At 59.3% G+C, this 16,507-nt stretch carries 13 protein-coding genes and 2 pseudogenes; 2 read left to right on the forward strand and 13 right to left on the reverse strand.

Annotation, left to right across the window (positions count from 1 at the left end; translation table 11 throughout):
* Positions 1-59: 59 nt before the first annotated feature.
* From BM43_RS16945 to BM43_RS40515, 5 genes and pseudogenes are all read right to left on the reverse strand, one after another.
* Positions 60-869 (reverse strand): sulfite exporter TauE/SafE family protein, encoded by an 810-nt coding sequence (locus BM43_RS16945; protein ID WP_036050358.1) that lies wholly within the window; start codon positions 867-869, stop codon positions 60-62.
* Positions 870-882: 13 nt separating this feature from the next.
* A pseudogene (locus tag BM43_RS42720) lies at positions 883-1,077 on the reverse strand (beta-lactamase hydrolase domain-containing protein); the annotation flags it as partial.
* 744 nt (positions 1,078-1,821) lie between these two features.
* Positions 1,822-4,035 carry a hypothetical protein gene (locus tag BM43_RS41995; RefSeq protein ID WP_036050356.1) on the reverse strand — a complete coding sequence of 738 codons (2,214 nt, stop codon included), beginning with the start codon at positions 4,033-4,035 and terminating at the stop codon, positions 1,822-1,824.
* A gap of 1 nt (position 4,036) precedes the next feature.
* Positions 4,037-5,260 carry a hypothetical protein gene (locus BM43_RS16960; protein WP_036050354.1) on the reverse strand — a complete coding sequence of 408 codons (1,224 nt, stop codon included), beginning with the start codon at positions 5,258-5,260 and terminating at the stop codon, positions 4,037-4,039.
* Positions 5,261-5,758: 498 nt separating this feature from the next.
* Positions 5,759-6,232 (reverse strand): hypothetical protein, encoded by a 474-nt coding sequence (locus tag BM43_RS40515; RefSeq protein WP_127841042.1) that lies wholly within the window; start codon positions 6,230-6,232, stop codon positions 5,759-5,761.
* Positions 6,233-6,541: 309 nt separating this feature from the next.
* On the opposite strand from BM43_RS40515, the pseudogene BM43_RS16965 reads away from it, so the two are divergent.
* Both BM43_RS16965 and BM43_RS38940 read left to right on the forward strand, forming a co-directional pair.
* Positions 6,542-7,988: pseudogene (locus BM43_RS16965) on the forward strand (IS1182 family transposase).
* Between the two features lie 806 nt (positions 7,989-8,794).
* The gene (locus BM43_RS38940; protein WP_157693210.1) at positions 8,795-9,391 is read left to right on the forward strand and encodes a GNAT family N-acetyltransferase; all 597 of its coding nucleotides are present in this window, start codon (positions 8,795-8,797) and stop codon (positions 9,389-9,391) included.
* Positions 9,392-9,427: 36 nt separating this feature from the next.
* On the opposite strand, the gene BM43_RS16970 is transcribed toward BM43_RS38940, so the two are convergent.
* The 8 genes from BM43_RS16970 to BM43_RS40530 are packed head-to-tail and all read right to left on the reverse strand — an operon-like array spanning position 9,428 to position 16,495.
* Positions 9,428-11,515, reverse strand: coding sequence for a peptidase domain-containing ABC transporter (locus BM43_RS16970; protein ID WP_158380925.1), 2,088 nt, complete (start codon positions 11,513-11,515; stop codon positions 9,428-9,430).
* Between the two features lie 19 nt (positions 11,516-11,534).
* On the reverse strand, positions 11,535-12,611 hold the full coding sequence (locus BM43_RS16975; RefSeq protein ID WP_036050349.1) for a methyltransferase: 1,077 nt from the start codon (positions 12,609-12,611) through the stop codon (positions 11,535-11,537).
* A gap of 11 nt (positions 12,612-12,622) precedes the next feature.
* Positions 12,623-13,642: a radical SAM protein gene (locus BM43_RS37580; RefSeq protein ID WP_227742939.1), complete on the reverse strand. Its 1,020-nt coding sequence runs from the start codon at positions 13,640-13,642 to the stop codon at positions 12,623-12,625.
* 15 nt (positions 13,643-13,657) lie between these two features.
* A complete protein-coding gene (locus BM43_RS40520) occupies positions 13,658-14,437 on the reverse strand; it encodes a hypothetical protein (protein ID WP_052409150.1) in 780 nt (259 codons plus the stop codon).
* Positions 14,438-14,447: 10 nt separating this feature from the next.
* Complete coding sequence (locus BM43_RS16990) at positions 14,448-14,783, reverse strand: SdpI family protein (protein ID WP_036050346.1); 336 nt, start codon at positions 14,781-14,783, stop codon at positions 14,448-14,450.
* Positions 14,784-14,805: 22 nt separating this feature from the next.
* Positions 14,806-15,342 (reverse strand): hypothetical protein, encoded by a 537-nt coding sequence (locus BM43_RS16995; protein ID WP_036050343.1) that lies wholly within the window; start codon positions 15,340-15,342, stop codon positions 14,806-14,808.
* Positions 15,335-15,859, reverse strand: coding sequence for a DUF6817 domain-containing protein (locus BM43_RS40525; RefSeq protein ID WP_127841041.1), 525 nt, complete (start codon positions 15,857-15,859; stop codon positions 15,335-15,337). The genes BM43_RS16995 and BM43_RS40525 overlap by 8 nt, the downstream gene beginning before the upstream one ends.
* Before the next feature lie 6 nt (positions 15,860-15,865).
* Positions 15,866-16,495 carry a 2OG-Fe(II) oxygenase gene (locus tag BM43_RS40530; protein WP_127841040.1) on the reverse strand — a complete coding sequence of 210 codons (630 nt, stop codon included), beginning with the start codon at positions 16,493-16,495 and terminating at the stop codon, positions 15,866-15,868.
* Positions 16,496-16,507: the final 12 nt, after the last annotated feature.

Genomic DNA, 16,507 nt, shown 5'->3' on the forward strand with positions numbered 1-16,507 from the left:
TTCATCTTCGTGCCTTTCTGGCTATTACGAACAAGACAGCCCTCAACGTTTATCCGTTTTTATCCGTTAACCAGCGCTTTCGCCACCATGCCGAACGACACGCAGACGAAAATGCACGCAAAGCCAATCTGAACGTGCCGCGACGACAGTCGTCGCGAGACGAGCCGGCCAGCCATCATGCCCAATGCCACCGTTGCACTGAAGCAGAGCGCGAATTGCACCGGGAATTCCGCGCCCTGCGCGACATTCACCGCCGCGCTGCCGGTCGCGACGAGTGCGATCACCATCAACGATGTGGCGACGACCTCGCGCATCGACACGTTGGTGATCTTCTTCAGAATCGGCACGATGACAAAGCCACCGCCCACGCCGAACAGACCGGTCATCAATCCGCTCAACGCGCCGGTTGCAGCGATGGAAATGCCGACCAGCGGCGTCCACGCAAGGCGCCCCGTTTTCGGATTGACACGACAGAGTACCCACGAGAGGTGCAGGTCGTCATGAGCGGCAGATTTTTTTGCGGCGGCGATCAGCAGCCGCGCCGCAACGAACAGCATGATCACGCCAAACCCGATCAACATCGCGCGCTGCGGCACGATTCTGGCCGCCCGCACGCCGAGCGATGCAATGGGTGCACCGGCGAGCGTCATCAATAGCGCGGCGCGATAGCGCACCATGCGCCGCAACCACGCTTCGAACGCGCCAATCGCCGCGCTCCCGGCAACGGCCACCAGCGCGACCGGCGCAGCCTGCTGGATCGACCAGCCCATGCCGAATACGAGCACCGGCACCGCGAGAATGCCGCCCCCGGCGCCGGTTACGCTGAGAATCGCGCCAACGAGTGCGCCAGGAGAGAGGGAGATAGGCATGCCGTGTTCCACCTCACGCAGACCGGCCGCGCGACGCCGCCCACAGCTTCGCCGAGCGTGTGCCGCTCCGGCAGTATGCAAGCACGGGCGTGGGCAGTTGGACCAGCAACGCGCGAAACGACGCGATATCGGTTGCGTTCAGGCTGTCCGATTCGACTGGAAAATAGCGGGCTTCGAGATGAGAGCCTGAGGCGCTCGCAATGCTTTCGAACGCAGGCTGATCGGCGGACTCTTAATCCGTAGGTCGAGTGTTCGAGTCACTCACGCCCCACCAAAGAATTCAAGCACTTAGCCCAGCCTACATGGCTGGGCTTTTTGCTTTCTGGGTTTCGTGTAGGCGCCATGTAGGCATTGTGGGTCAGCATTAATCCATATCGATCCATCTGCCCTTCCATCATCGCCAACCACTCGCTCACTGCATTCGCGACTACGATCAGGTGACACCGAGACCTGCTCCCCGCAGCAGCGTCTCCCGCTTATCGTCCATCCAATCCGGGTTGCGCGGCCTTGATTAAGTCAACGTCGAGTAACTGCTTCGGACTCAGGAGTGTGAGCGACAATCGATCTGCAAACCTCGCCGCGTCGATGGCATCGAAGCTGTCAAACGCAGGTATCTTGGCTAACCACGCCCATCGTGACGACCACTCTATCTTGAGTTCGATCACATTGTCGCAGTTGATTGCATCGACACGTACGTGGCTCTCGGGCCGGCGACCCCGCGCAGCATTCGACATACACGTAAATCCACCGCCACCTGCCGAACTGCTGCCCGTTCTCAGTCATTCGGAATGGCCGGCGCAACGAGGCGCGAAACGCAATCGAAACGTGAACAGCAGCAATGGGGCAGCTATGGCCGACCACATCGAGCGATAGTCAGCCAAGTGCAGACATTAAAATGAGGGCGGCGAGCGAACTCTCGTCACGCCGACCACTTGAAGCCTATTCTCAACCTCTATCGCAGCTGCTTAATCCACTCTTGGATAGCCAAGGCGGTCGGGATGTTCATAGCTGCAAGTGCAGCCGCTATCTCGACAAGCGCCTGGCGCGCCTGAGCGTGTTGCGACAGGGCCTGCGCATCGGAACTCAACGCGGCTGCAATCAGCTCCACCAATGCACTGGCCGTACCCTCGCGGTACCAGCGACTGGAAGGCTCGCGTTGGCTCGGCACGGCGGCGAGCCAACGAAGCCCGTCAAGCCGAAGTGGTGCTCCGAATTTTGTCGTCAGGAAGTGGCAGAAACGGGTAACGCATTCTTCGTCGCGAGTCAGATGCGCAGCAGCCCAGCGTTTGTAGAGATTCTGCATCCGTAGAGCCGCGCCCGGCTGTAGCCGGGACAGGGCATCCTCGTTCCCGAAACCAAGCAGGTCGCAAATCAAGCGCTCGCCGTAGAACCAGAGGCCAGGTTGAGACCAATCGGCTGCGAGGCCGTACTCTGCGATGGCCCGCCAGACGCGCTCGAACGCCACTGGGTCGTCATCTTTTCCGAGGCGCAGAAACAAACCGCGAATGAAGTGCTGCAGCGCGTAGTGTGCGGCCGGACCATGGGCGAGAACGGATTCCCAAACCGCGCGCTCTTCCCCTGCGGGCGCCGCTATCGACAAGGCTCCAGGCTTTAGAAGGATGTCGTAGCCGAGGTTCTGGCTCGGCAAGTCGTACTCGCCATGCTCCCTCTCGCCCGCCTCAGCGCGCGTGGCCTCGTATTCCCAGATGCGTAGCGCCAAGCGCGTGTCGAGATCGCGATCGCCAGTGCCACTGCCTTCGATAAGCCAGTTAAACAGGACTTCGAGGAAGTGATCGTCTAACGAACCTCCTCGTTTGCGCTCCGGCTTTCCGCGCCAAGTCTGGTCGCCGGCATTGAAGAGCCGCGTGCGGCGCTGGAAGTCCAAACGTTCTCGGCCCGCAGCGACACGCTTGAAATTGAGCTCGTCCGGCGTCGCGTTCGGTCCACGGAGCGAAAAGCGCCGCAGCCGCGCAAGCCACACCCTCCAGGCGCGCGCTAGATCGTCGTTATCGCCGAGGTGTGGAGCGAGCAGGATGAGGCCCGACCAGAAGAGCCCGGCGCGGAGCAACCGCCACCACGCGGTGCCAAGTTGCTCTCGATTGGCGTATGCGACGCCGACCACAACGGCGGCCGCTCGCGTGTCGCCGCTCGTCAGAAGGCACAGGACGGCGGTCTCCCATTCCTGAACGCCATCTCCATCGGCGAGCCACAGGTGCATGACTGCATAGGCGACGAACTTCAGTTCGTCGCGAAGACTCCCTATGCGCCGCCCGCGAATCTCTTCTCCTGTCGACGAGATCGCAGCGGCTCCGGCACGCACGACCTTGAGCGCGTGCCTCCGCGCTTCGGCGTTCTGGGCGAGCCAAGCGCCGCCCAACGCGACGAGCGTCCCGGCTGCAGCGAAACAGCATTTCGATTTCGCGTCCTCATCTTCGCCTTCCGCTCCGGCGTTACACTCCTGGAGCAGATTGAAAAGGTACGAAGCTTCATCGTCGGTGAGCGGTTGGCCACCCAGAAGCCTCTGCTCGCATCGGTCCGGTACGAGAAGGTGCGCGAGGGTCGGCGCGCTGTCGGTCTGCCACGACAACACCTCGAGGCGAAGTTCTTCGGGATACACGAGGATCTTGGTCTCCGTCCCCGTCCCCGTCCCCGTCGCCGGGTCGGTGACGGTCTGATAGTTGGCCCGGTCGAGCGCGGCGAAGAGAAGCTTGAGCTCCAACGCATCTTTCGGGTCCTCAGGCAGCGCCCAAGTCGGCAGCAGCGTTTGAAGACGCCGCGCAACGTCGCCGTCGGCCGACAGGAGTTCGACAACAACATCAAGTAACTTCTGTTGGCGATGGGGAGCCAGCGTCCAATCACGCGCGAAATCAAACATCATCTGGCCGCCTTGGAGCCAGCTCCACCCGATGAAGTTGTAGCCGACCTGCTTCACGCGATTGCTGTCCCAATAGAATAGGTTTGGGAACGTAATAAGGACTGCAAGGGGCTCCGTCAGCAGTGACGGCCGATACTTGGCAACGTTGAGGAGCACGCTGACGAGCGCCGCTGAGTTTCCCTCCCGGAGTATCCTCTCGATATCAGCAGTGATGTCCTCTCCCGCGTCGAGCCGTAGCGTAAGCCAGCGCTCCAACGCATCGAGCGCGCAGTATAGGTTTCCGTTGCGCATCTCATTGGACTGCGGCCAATCGAATACCTGCCACCAGCCTGGGAAGTTCTTCTCCGACCCGTCCGCAAATTGCAGTGTTACCCCGAGAGCCCCGCAGGGTTAACCCTTCATGACCTCGGCCACCCAGCGCTCCGTGCAAAAAGTTCACCAGCTCGATGAGCGAAGTGAGCGCCACTCTCCGAGCCAACTGGAAGAAGGGGAAGAACGGGCTCTTCCAGAAGGCTGTCGGGTATGCGTCCCGGGGGTACTCGAGGCCGAGGTCTATTTCGAACCGCCCGGCCCCGTACTCCCGTTCCGGCTGCTCTTCGATGATGAGCGCGAGCAGGACTTCGGCCGCCAGCTCAGGCTGCGCACGCATCAGGGACTGGATGCCGTTCTCCTTGATGCAGGCGGTCCGGAAATCCATGTCGACCTTGTCACGGGCCCCCAGCGGCCAAGGCGGCAATCGCTCGCGGAACGACCCAAGGGAGCGCGGCATCCGCTTCCGTTCTTCGTGCCGCGCCTTGTATTTGGCATCGGTCTCCAGACGCTCGGCGGGCACCTTCGCCTTCTGTCGCCGAACCTCGGCGATACGCCGTCTGACGTCAGCCTCGACCTCTCGGCGTCCCGCGAGTTCGAGCGCCCAGTTCCCGACCTCGGCCGGCAGGTCGGCCGCGCCAGCCAGTGGTGCGGTGTACAGCAACGGCTCATGCGTCAGGTACATCACGCCGTGCCCCTTCTCGACCTGCACGGTCCGAGCCATGGCGAGCGCCATCTCCGCCATCTCCAAGCGGAAAGGCATCCGATCGCCGTTGCTCAGCGTGAGCGGCGTCTTCGTCAGCCAGGTCTCGATGACCTTCGCGAGAGCGGATGAAACCAGCCCAGCTAGTCGCTCTCGCTGCGCGATGAGGAAGCGGAGAATCGGCGACCAACGGCCGAAGACAATCGAGCGGTACTGCGCTTCCATGTACAAGCCGACCTCCGCGCTAAGTCCCATTCCGCCGCCGGTCGGCATCGTCGCGATGTGGTGGAAGCGCAGAAGCAGCCGCGTAAAGTGTTTCGTGCCGTTGCCGAGCAGAAAGTCGACGCGCTGGGTCAGGAAACGTTCGGCGTCGGGGTCCAGGCAGAGCGCGTCAAGGAGGATATCGCCCGCAAGTTCGTTCTTCGCGGCCTCCGCAGGCCCGAAGGCGACATCCCAGGCCGTGCCACTCTCGGCCGGCTGTCGCAGCAGGAACTGGCCCAACATCCGGAGCGCGTTCGTCCAGAGGGGGTTGACGGCCAAGCGAGGCCCACTGAGGCATGTCAGTCCAAATCTGCTTCAGGAATTGGAAGCGCGCCCAATCCGCGGCGAGATCGTGCTCGAACTCGATGCGGTTGGTCCGTTCGTTCAGGCGTAGCGGAAGCTCGTCGGGCCGCTGCGTAAACGTCGCTGTGTCCGCCGGCACCAAGTCGGTCAGCGCGAAGCTGCGCTCGAACGATGCTTCTCGTTGGGCGAGGCGCATCATCAACGCCTGCACGTCGGCGCGATTCTTTGTCCAATACTTCCAGAGGCGGTCGGCAATGGCGGTGTGAGACGCCAGTCCACCGCCGTTCGCCCCCAGCGCCGCACCCGCCTTTATGACCCACGCCAGTGTCCGCAGGTTGGCTAACGCAGCAAATGGTGTCGTCATGCGCGGCCAACCAGCCCAAAGTGGGCGAAGGCAAAAGCGCCAGCTTCACAGCATCGCTCTTGAGCGTTTCGACCTCAACGAGATGCGCTTTCCGCCCGCCGAGCATCATCTCTTCGCCTTCGATCCAACTCTGCGTCTGCGTGACGATGACGACCCGCCACGCCCCTTCGGTTTCTTCGCCATTCGACGACGCCTATCATTACTTTGCTCTGGCTTGCGTGCATTGAGTCGCACAGGCGCTCATAAGTGGAGACTACTGCAATTCCCTCTTCGCTCTTCAGATACAGCGACCACATCGCGGCCGACTCGCGCTCATTTCGGTGCCAGCAGTTTATTGCTGCCCGTTCTCGTTCCTGTCGTCTGTGACTTGACAACGCCTCGATGCTGTCATTGATGTTCTTCACGGCTACCGGGTTGTCTTTAAAGCTTTTGACTACTTCCTTGGCGCTCCCTTCGAAACGCTGGATACTCAACGCCGTGTACGATCCTTCGAACCTGTCCGACAGTTCGTCTGCGCGACAAAAGAAGAGCGATTGGTTATGGAGCATGGATACAAGTTTCGTGAAGTCCATATACCGCCAAATTTTCTCGCTACTATTGGCGGGAGCCCGGAATAGGCTGTGTTGCTCGTGCATTGAACACGCTCCGTCCGTTTGTTTAAGACGATTGTGCCATTAACTTGCCGCCGACCTAGGATTCGCGTGGAATGTTGCTTCGATGGGCATGCGTACTGACGCGTCAAGGAGACAGTGTTGAGCGTCCGCTGTCAGGCGGCGTGGTTGACCGCTCCGGGTCCAGTCTGTGTGAAAACGCATTGATCGCCTAAACTGAATCAATGCGCTGAGACCGGGTGACTCATGAAGCGATTCGTTGAAGGCGATGACCGCAAGCAGGTCGCACTACTTCCCGAATGTGTCGATGACTACGTCGGGCAGGACAATCCGGTGAGAGTAATCGATGCCTTCGTCGACGAACTTGATCTCGCAGAGCTTGGTTTCAACGGTACTACACCGGCGCTCACGGCCCGGCCGTCTTACCATCCTGGCGTGATGCTGAAGATCTATATCTACGGCTATCTGAACCGGATAACGTCGAGCCGGAGACTTGAGCGCGAATGCCAACGCAATGTTGAGCTGATGTGGCTGACAGGACGGCTCGCTCCGGACTTCAAGACGATCGCAGACTTCCGCCGGGACAGCGGGCGCGGCGATCCGCAACGTATGCCGGCGTTTCGTCGAACTGTGTCGCGGGCTCAAGCTGTTATCCAGTGACATGGTGGCTATCGACGGCAGCAAGTTCAAGGCATCAAACACCCGCGACAGGAACTACACGGCAAGCAAGATCGACAAGCGCCAGAAGCAGATCGAGGAAAGCGTGCAGCGATATCTCGATCTGATTGAAAGTGCAGACCGCACCAGTCCTACCGGGTTCGATGTGAAGACGGTCAGGCTCTACGAGAAGATCGCCGTGCTGCGCCAGCAGATGCGTGAGCTCAAGCAGATCGGCAGGCAACTGGCAGAGCAGCCGGACAAGCAGTTGTCGCTGACGGATCCCGACGCACGCTCGATGGCAACGAGTGGAAGAGGCTCCGGCATAGTGGGCTACAACGTCCAGGCAGCAGTTGATACGAAACATCATCTGATCGTTGAACACGAAGTAACGAATGTCGGCAACGATCATGGACAACTCAGCAAAATGGCGATATCCGCGAAGCGCGCGATGGCCAGATCGAAGCTGAAGGTTGTTGCGGACCGCGGTTACTTCAGCGGGCCGGAGATAAGGGCATGCGATCTGAATGGCATCAGCGCTTATGTTCCCAAACCGCTCACGTCGGCATCCCGGAAAAAAGGTCTGTTTACGAAGGCCGACTTCATCTACGTAGCGAAAAGCGACACGTATCGATGCCCTGCTGGCGAGCGGGCGATCCATCGATTCACGACTGCCGAGCACGACCTGAATTTGCGAGTCTACTGGCCCAGCGCGTGCCCACGTTGCCACCTCAAGGAACGATGTTCACCGTCTGACTATCGTCGAATTCGGCGATGGGAGCACGAGAATGTACTTGAAGTGATGCAGCGTCGGCTCGACCGGAAGCCTGACGCCATGACCATCCGCAGAAGTACCGTTGAACATGTCTTCGGCACGCTCAAGCACTGGATGGGCGCCGCACACTTCCTGACCAGGACGCTCAGGCGGGTGAGTACTGAGATGAGCCTTCAGGTGTTGGCTTACAACCTCAAACGCGTCATGAACATACTCGGCGTTCAGGGAACATTGAAGGCTATGAAGATGGTCGAAAGCTAAGGCCCTGAGGGGCTTTTTTTGCGCACGCGATGGTCGATCGGTGCAAGCTGTCTGGGCCGAACGAGATTGACCGCGTCGGCAATCGCTCGCATAGCCGCGAAAAACCAGTTTCCACACAAGCTGGACCCTGAAGCGCCATTCGGTCGCCCACAAAACTGCGGCAGCTTCCGGGGCACAACGGCCGTTGACTTGACGCCCGGAAAGACAAGTCGTCGTCCTTAGCTGATTGCCGGCGCGCGACGCTTACCTCGACGCCCTTCGGTTGCGAGCATTGTGGAAGACGCGCAACTTTAGCGGACAAACGTCACTCTGCCTTTGCCTCACCCACGATCACAAACAAAGCGCAGCCTATAAGGTCAGCCCCTGCTTGAAACTGGCCGCGGCTCGTACCGCGCCGATGGTGCTTAGATCGTCACGTCAGCATCGCCGACGCAGTGTCACAGGAAGTCCACTCAGTCACCCTGTGATTGTTCCGTCGGGTCAAGGTAATCGAGACCCGACGCGAATTGACAGGTTCACATCGCCCGGTGCATGACGACATTACTTCCCTGCCAAACGAAGTGATGTCGTCAACTGCGTACGTTCCGCCTTGCCTGGTCGGGCATGCGCCAGCGACAACATTGATTCGCTCAACGACTCACAGGGGACGTCCCAAGGGCTAACATAGTCGATGGACTGGACGCCGCTCGCTCATGTTGGGATGTCGATTGCGCGCAAGTTTTGACATATCAGGCCGCAAACGGGCGACCGTCTGCGACGACGAGCGTACCGCCACAATCGCTAACTTCCTATTTCCTATACCGATCATGAGAACCTTTGACCCTGTACAGCTGGTGGGTAAGGCGATTACGTTGGCGCCGCTGCGACCGTTGGACACCCAGGACCTTTCTGCAACAGTGTCCGACGGTGAACTTTGGACGACGCCTACCACTGTCATTCCGCGTCCCGAAGAAATGCAAAGGTATATTGACCGGGCATTGGCCGGGCATGCGAGAGGCGAATGCGTCCCTTATATCATCCGTCTGAACGACACAGGGCAAGCGGTGGGTTCCATTCGCACTTGCAAGATTAACCGCCGGCATCGTCGGCTTGAGATCGGCCACATCTGGCTGGGTCGCTCTTTTCAAGGTCGACGATTGCACACTGAAGCAAACTACCTACTGCTTTGTCACGTCTTTGACGTCGGTGACTTTTTGCGGGCGCAATACCTCGCAGACGAGACCAACGCCGCGTCACGCCGTGCCATTCGGGCTCTGGGCGCGATCGAAGAAGGCGTTCTCCGCTGCGAGCGGGTGATGCCCGGGGGCCGCGTCCGCAACACGGTGGTGTCAAGCATCATCCGCGACGAATGGCCGACGATCAGAGGGCGTCTCCGAGATCGGCTGTATCCCGACAGTCGCTGATCCGCTCGTTGGTCCGCCTTTTTGGAGGCCCACGCCCTACGCCCTCCTTCCGTCCAGGTGCAAGGTGCGGGTCGCCAAAGCGGCCATGCAAGCGCTGTGTGTCACGATCAGCGTCGGTATACGCAGTGACGCCACGTTGTTCATGACCCGCATTGCGGTCTCATCGTCGAGTCCTCCGGTCGCCTCGTCCAGTAGCAGAAACGGACATTGACGATAAAGCGCGCGGGCGATGAGTACCCGGTCTCTTTGTCCCTTTGAAAGCGGTAGCCCCGATGTCGCGAGTTGGGTGTGAAACCCGCTCGGTAGACGCTGGATTTCGTCGTAAATGCAAGCGAGTCTCGCCGCTTCAAACAGCCGGTCAACATCAGGCGCAGGATCGTACATGCAGATATTGTTGAAGACAGTTGCTTCGAATAAACCGTCTTCCTGCAGCACCGCCGCGAACAGCTCGCGCAGTTCGTTCGTGCTGAAAGTGCCAAGATCCTGGCCCCCCACCGTAATCTGGCCAGAGTAGTTGTCGAACACCCGAAGCAGCAATTTCATCAAGGTAGTCTTTCCTGCCCCGGACTCCCCGTTAAGTGCGACGATTTCGCCGGCCCCCAAGGAAAAGCTGACGTGTTCAATGAGCGGGGTCTTCATTCCCCTATGCCTAAACGATACATTCTGGAATCGGATGTCCGGACGTATATCGGAGAGCCTGTTTCGGTAAGAACGCGCCTCGACAGGAATCGTCACGATCTCGGCAATACGTCCGGCCTGAAAGCGCAGAGCCCGAATATCGTAGAAGCGGTCCACGAGCATTGCAGCGCGGTGTGAGAACTGTTCCTTGTATGCGAGGAAGGCGAAAAGCATTCCGATCGAAAAGCGCGAATCGGTGACCAACATACAGCCGATGCCGATCACCGCAATACGTTCGATGCCGAACACGCAGTCGCGTGCCATCTTGAAGATCAAGTGGTACTTCTGCGTCTTCAGCGATGCGTTCTTTTGCGCAACGAGCTTTTCCACCCACGCGCGCCAGAACCGCGAACCCGCATTGCTGGCCTTGACGGTCTGAATGCCGGCAAGTGTGTCAATCAAAAGCGATGATTGTTCCGACGCCCTGAGCACTTCGGCTGCTGATGCTCGCTGCAGCAAATACAGAAACGCGGTGCGTGATGAAATGTAGGCAGCGATTGCGATAATCGGTAGCGCACTGAGCTGCACGCTGTAAAACAGCATCATGCCGAACGTAACAAGCGCGAGGAGCCCGTCGAGCACCGATTCAAATACGGTAACGGCAAGCGAACTTTGCACGCCAAAAACCCCGTTGAACCGCGATGCAATATCCCCGACTTCCTTACCCGTGAAAAAACTGAGCGGTAACTCAAGCAACTTGCGGAACACCGCACTCATCCACTGCACGTTGATCGATGCGCTGATGACGGCCAACGCCCAGCCCCGCGCGAGATCAGTCAACGCGCGCAGGATGATAACGATGACAAATCCGCCAGCGAGAATCAGAAGGAAGCCGCGATCGGCAAACGGAATAAACGAATCGACGGCGATCTGACTGTATAGCGGAAGGACGATGGAAAATATCTCAAGGCCGATACCCAGGAGCAGCACCTGTGTCGCGCTCCGCGCCTTGCCATCGACCTTCCCGATCAGATCGCGGTATGTCCATTTTGGTGACTGACTCGAATGTTTGCCGACCAGAGCCTGCAGTTCGACCACGAAGATACTATCGCCCGCGAAGTCGTCCAGCTCGATCCGATGCCGGCCATCGGACGGGGTGGTCACGTAGGCATGAGCTTTCGATACGCCTCGCAACACAGCGTAGTTCCCTGCAGGCAGGCGGATCACGCAAGGTACTACAACATACCGCAGTGATGCGCGCTTCAACGTCATCGACCGCGTTGCAAGCCCACACAGATCGCCTATCGTTGCAATTGCATCGGTCTCTGCGAGGGCTCCGGCCATCGTGAGTTGTTGTTGCACCTGCGAAAGCGCGACGCTGCCGCCCTTTAAATTGGCGACACTGACCATGCAGGCGACAAGACTCCCTTTCTGAGTCGCGCCTGGCGAAAAGATGGGCTCCTCGCCAAGAGAAGTGCGTAGTCCCTCCGGCAACAATGTACTCATATCACGTGCCCGGCCCGAACTAGACGTACCATAGCTCCTCGGCCTCACGCTCGTCGGCGAAGAGATCGATGATCTCGAGTTCTCCCGCACCATGGCTGACATGAAGGTAGTGGCTTACCAGATGGGTCGCCGCCTGATCGGTCAGGAAGCGCTGGAATCGGTCCCGAACCATAGCGATGGGACGCCCACTGGACGCGGCCGATGAATACGCCAGCCCTTCAAACCAAGGCGAATCGCGCGCGAGCTCACGTTGGGCGACGACGACCAACTGGCAGTCCATGGCGTTGTCGGCTGCCCACCTTCTCAACGGCTCCGTAATCATGGGCACGACCCCGTCACCAAGCGTCGTCCCAATCAGCTGCGCTCTGCCCCCCGCACGGAGGCGCTGCGGCAAGCCGTCCAGTACTTGCCACGCCACTTTCCAGCCGTCAATGCCGCCGTTTCCGACGAACGGATAGCTTTCATCCTCGGGGAACGGCAGCAGCGGGGGGTTGCAGACGACGTGATCAAAACAGCGATCCGTGGGTAGCGCACGGTACAGATCACCAGTCAGAATCTCCCAGTTCCTGGCGCCGTTCATTTCACGGTTGATCATCGCGATCGCTGCGGCAAACGGATTGATTTCAACGGACGTCACCGTGTTCGCTAGCCGCGCGCAGTACAACGACTGGATGCCCGGTCCCGCACAAAGATCCAGCGTGTCGCCGCCGGCCAACGGGCGCAGGCGATTTAGCAATGCAAAAGAGTCGTCGCCATAGTAGATTTTCGGATCGGGCTTCGGCAATTCAAAGAACGTCCATATCCCCAGTACCACATACAGGCACAGGTCGTTTGTTCGAAGGCTGTCGCCGTCGTCAAACATCAGACCGTGGTCGACAAGCGGCGCGAGCAGCGCGAGCTCCGTATCGGAGAAGCGGCCCTTGCCGACCACCTTGCCAAGCAACAAAAGATCGAGGAACCGCAATAGCGTGCGGCTGGTTAGGCAGTCACGGGCATTCGCCCAACTCGATGGGCGGGGCTTTAGCGGATTAAAGCTGCTGCAAAGTTCCGCGTAGCCCGTCCGCTCAAGATAAAGCTTCAGCTCGCCTAGATTCATACCGTTTTCCCTTACTTGAACAGCGGCGTCAATTCGTGAAGGTGCTCAGTCAGCAGTTCACGCGCTTGAGGGTTGTGGACGACTGCTTCGCAGATTTCGCACACGGAGCTGTATCTCTCTGCAAAGAGACTGTCTTTGGAAAGCAATGCAACAAAGTTCATGAGGAACATCGGACCAGCTCGCCCGATTGCCTGTATGACCAAGCTCTGATTCGCACGGTCCACAAGCACGCCCGCGTCTTGATGCAGAGCGTCACCGAAATCGAGGAACTCGTTGCCGTGCGCTTCCGTCCCGCAACACGCTACCAAGTGTCCCTCGGCTGACAGGGCCGCACTCGTCAGCGCCCACTGGCAGGGCAAGTTAAGGCGTTGCTGCTCCGGGAACACAAGTGCGCTGTCCGGGATCGAACGGCCTCGACCTAGCCGTTGCAATCGCGCGTTCGACAGCAGGTAGCGGGTGCCGTCGGGCGCCGCAGGAACGGGGGGCGCGTGATAGCCGTCATCGTCCCAGAACACCGGCAAGGTTTCACCCAGCTCGTTCTGGATGACTTCGTGCGTCAGTGTCGATTCCAAACCGTAGCAGTTAGCGATTACCACGCTGTCGAAGCCTTTCCCCTTGCTGGCTTTCCACGCGTTTGCGATGTTGCGCAGTGGGATATAGGGTAAGTGGTAGTCGTCCGCGCTAAAGTTAATCTCGTCCAGACCCGCTTCCCGTAACGATTGCACCATCCGCTCCGCGTGGCTGCGCGTGAGTGCCCAGGACGCATTGGTGACGAGCCGCGTCTTGAGGCCCCGCGCGCCGCAATAAGCGATCGCGTCGAGCAGGTCCTGCTTGAGCAGCGTTGGTTCACCGCCTGCAAAGATCACCAGGCCCAACGCCGAGCTTTTTGCCAGCAGGTCATCGATGACCTTGCGGATCTTCGGGTATGACAATTTTTCTCGCCGCTCAGGCGACGAGTTCATCGAGCAATGACCGCACGAAGCGGTGCATTGATTTGCCGCCAAAACGGTAAGTTGGACAACATCTCGCACGATGATCTCTTGGATTTAGACAGCGGATGGAAGCAGACCAGCCGACGCAACCGATACACCTGTGGGTTCCACGACGATTTCCAGTTCGATCAGCATGTCCTTGTAGCCAAATGTCACATGGCCCGGCCGCGGAGGGTGCGCACTTTCGCCGAGCGAGCCGCGGGCTGCGTGCCTGAGCAGCGCCATCTGCCGGTAGATGTTCAATCCGGCCGCTTCGAGACGCTGGTACAACGGCGTATCGATCGACATCCGCGACACGTAGATCGCTTGCACCGGTCGGCCCCGATCAAAATCGTAGGCCCCGGCCGCAACGGCGTTGGCATTCGCAAGCGCGTTCGCGTTGGCGATCGCATTAGCGTTCGCGATCGCGTTGGCGATGGCGACCGCGTTTGCCGCGACGGCCACACTGGCGACGGCGACTGCCATGGACGCGACCGTAGCGTCGTCGTCATCATCGTCGTCGCCATCGTCACCGGCATCCCCGGAGTCGCCGGAGTCGCCACCACCGTCTCCCCCGCCATCACCTCCGCCATCCCCACCATCCACCCGCATCCGTCGCCGCCGACCTCCCTGGTAGACCGTCCCTAGAATGACAGCGCGCGCGGCAGGCGAAATCTTTTCCAGATAATCAGAGAAAAAGACCTCACCCGCGTCGCTGCTCATCGAGAAGTCGAGCCCATATTGCCGCAGTGTCCCCACCGGATCGCTACGAAACAGCCGTGATACGTCCTGAGAAAGCAACACCTTGGAGCGCAGGTGGTTAAGGCGGCCAAAAAATTCCGACGGCTCGTTCATATTCTCGTCCTTAGTGATTGATCGAGTTCTTCAAGACAAGCAGACAAAGGCAGGCGGGCACGACGACTTCCATTACGAACGCTATGAGCAGGACCACGCGTGCCACGGCAATATCGTGCAGATAGCAGTAGCCCACGGCCCCCACATAGGAGGCACTGGTCAGCATCAGTGCTATGCCGAAAAGCCGATTGCAGCGATACCAAGTGGTGACATTGCTCAACGTCGTCTTTGTTCTAACGCCATAAAGCCTGTTCGGTTTAATCCACCCTGCCGCGAGCGGCATTGCGATCAAAAAAAACAATGCGCTGACAAGCAGGTATAGCGCGGCATCAGGCAGACGAGACATGCAGTGGTTCCTTATGAAGCAGTCACAGCGCGTCGAACGATCGCCAGCGGAAAGCACGGGAACGAATTCGCACGGTCACCACACTGTGCGTCGGAGCCGCTTCGATTTGTTGCTGCCCGCGGGAGCCCGAAGGAAAGGCGACCACGGCCACACAACCGATCCGCTGACCGCCGGGTATCGGCTGAGTTTCAGGCGCCAGCCCGGCTCCTATGTCAGTGGTGCCTGCACCGACGATGTCGCCCCGAACATAGCGAGACAGTCCGTCCGTGGTTCGGGAAAGTTCGATAGCGGCAATCGTCGTCCGCCCCGCGAGGCGGACGCACTGCGACGGCATCCGAAAGATAACGACTTTTCGCGACAGCTTGCTGATCGCAGGCGCCTCCAACCCGTACCGCCCGAGCTCTGATGGCATCACCACTACGCCGAAAACTTCGGCCTCCGGTCCGTAATGTGAGGCCAGTAAAACAGCAAGCACCACCATCGACGCGCTAATAACGAGGAAAGTCGTGATCAGAAGACGCGGCGGCGTGGCGATGACAACAGGGTCGTTCTCAGTCATGCGCCACCCTGCTCCCCGCCAGTTGCGCCTCAAGCGTCAGGCGCCACGCGGCTCCGAGGTGTGGGACCAGAACATCAAGCGCAGTCCGATCTGACCTTAAGCCAGCTGCCATGTACTGCTCATACAGATTTGCGCACTCGATAAGTGCGAGTCGCTCGGCTATTTCGGGCGATACCTTGTACGCGATTTTCGTTTCGCGGTCCGTGATGGAGCCGACCCCGAAGGCATCGATAAGACCGGCGGGGCGTCGCGCACGGCAAAACAGGTAGACCAGTTCCTCTGCGTCGTAGCCGATACGCCGGCGCAATGCCGGCCGGTCCCTGGCATCAAGCAACGACCGTCGGAATGCGGAAGTACCATAGACACTATGAAACAGACCCGCCGCGCATACCGGCTCGCTACATCCCCAAGCCACCAGCAATCGAGCGGTGCCTACGAGATGATCAAAAAGTGTCCGTCCACTGTGCCGCAGCTCATGCGCACCGAGGCGAAGCAGCAACCCTTCAAACTCCGCCATGATGGGTTATCCAGAATGTGAGCGTTGCGTTTTGATAACGACGGTCACGCGCAGGTCGATGCAGTCCCTTGTCGGCCCCTTGGCGCAATGGGGAATCGCACCCGGGAAAGTCACTGCCATGCCCGGTTCCGGATAGACCGTATCAATAATGGCATTGGCCTCTGTTCTTGAATAAAAAACCGTTTCGCCACCCCAGTTTCTATGCCAAACCGGATGCGCATAGTAAATGGTCGAGAAATAGTTTTCGGCGTCATCGCTATCCGTGTGCACGTAACCTTCGACGCCATAAGTATGCGCATTTGCGTAAACGCGCAGCGGCTCGTGTCCCGCGAGCGGCCCGGCTTTTAAAACATTCCACAGCTCGTATATTGCCGTCGCCGACCGGTTTTCAGCCAATTCGGGTTCACAGCTCACGCGACTTGCCGCATTTCCTCCAGCAAAATGCGCACACCAGAATGCATAGCGGTCATGAGCCTTGCTTGAGCGCTTTCCATATTGCCATATAGGCCCGTGCGTGAACTGGGCAATGCGCTCCTGTAAACGGATCGGCACCAAATCCCGAGGCTGCCGCACAATGGAACTGTTCATATCGTTTTTAGCTGACTCTATCGTCGCACCGTGCGTGCGCGAGTGCATGGCAAATCGCCA

Source organism: Burkholderia gladioli, assembly GCF_000959725.1.
Classification (GTDB): Bacteria; Pseudomonadota; Gammaproteobacteria; order Burkholderiales; family Burkholderiaceae; genus Burkholderia; species Burkholderia gladioli.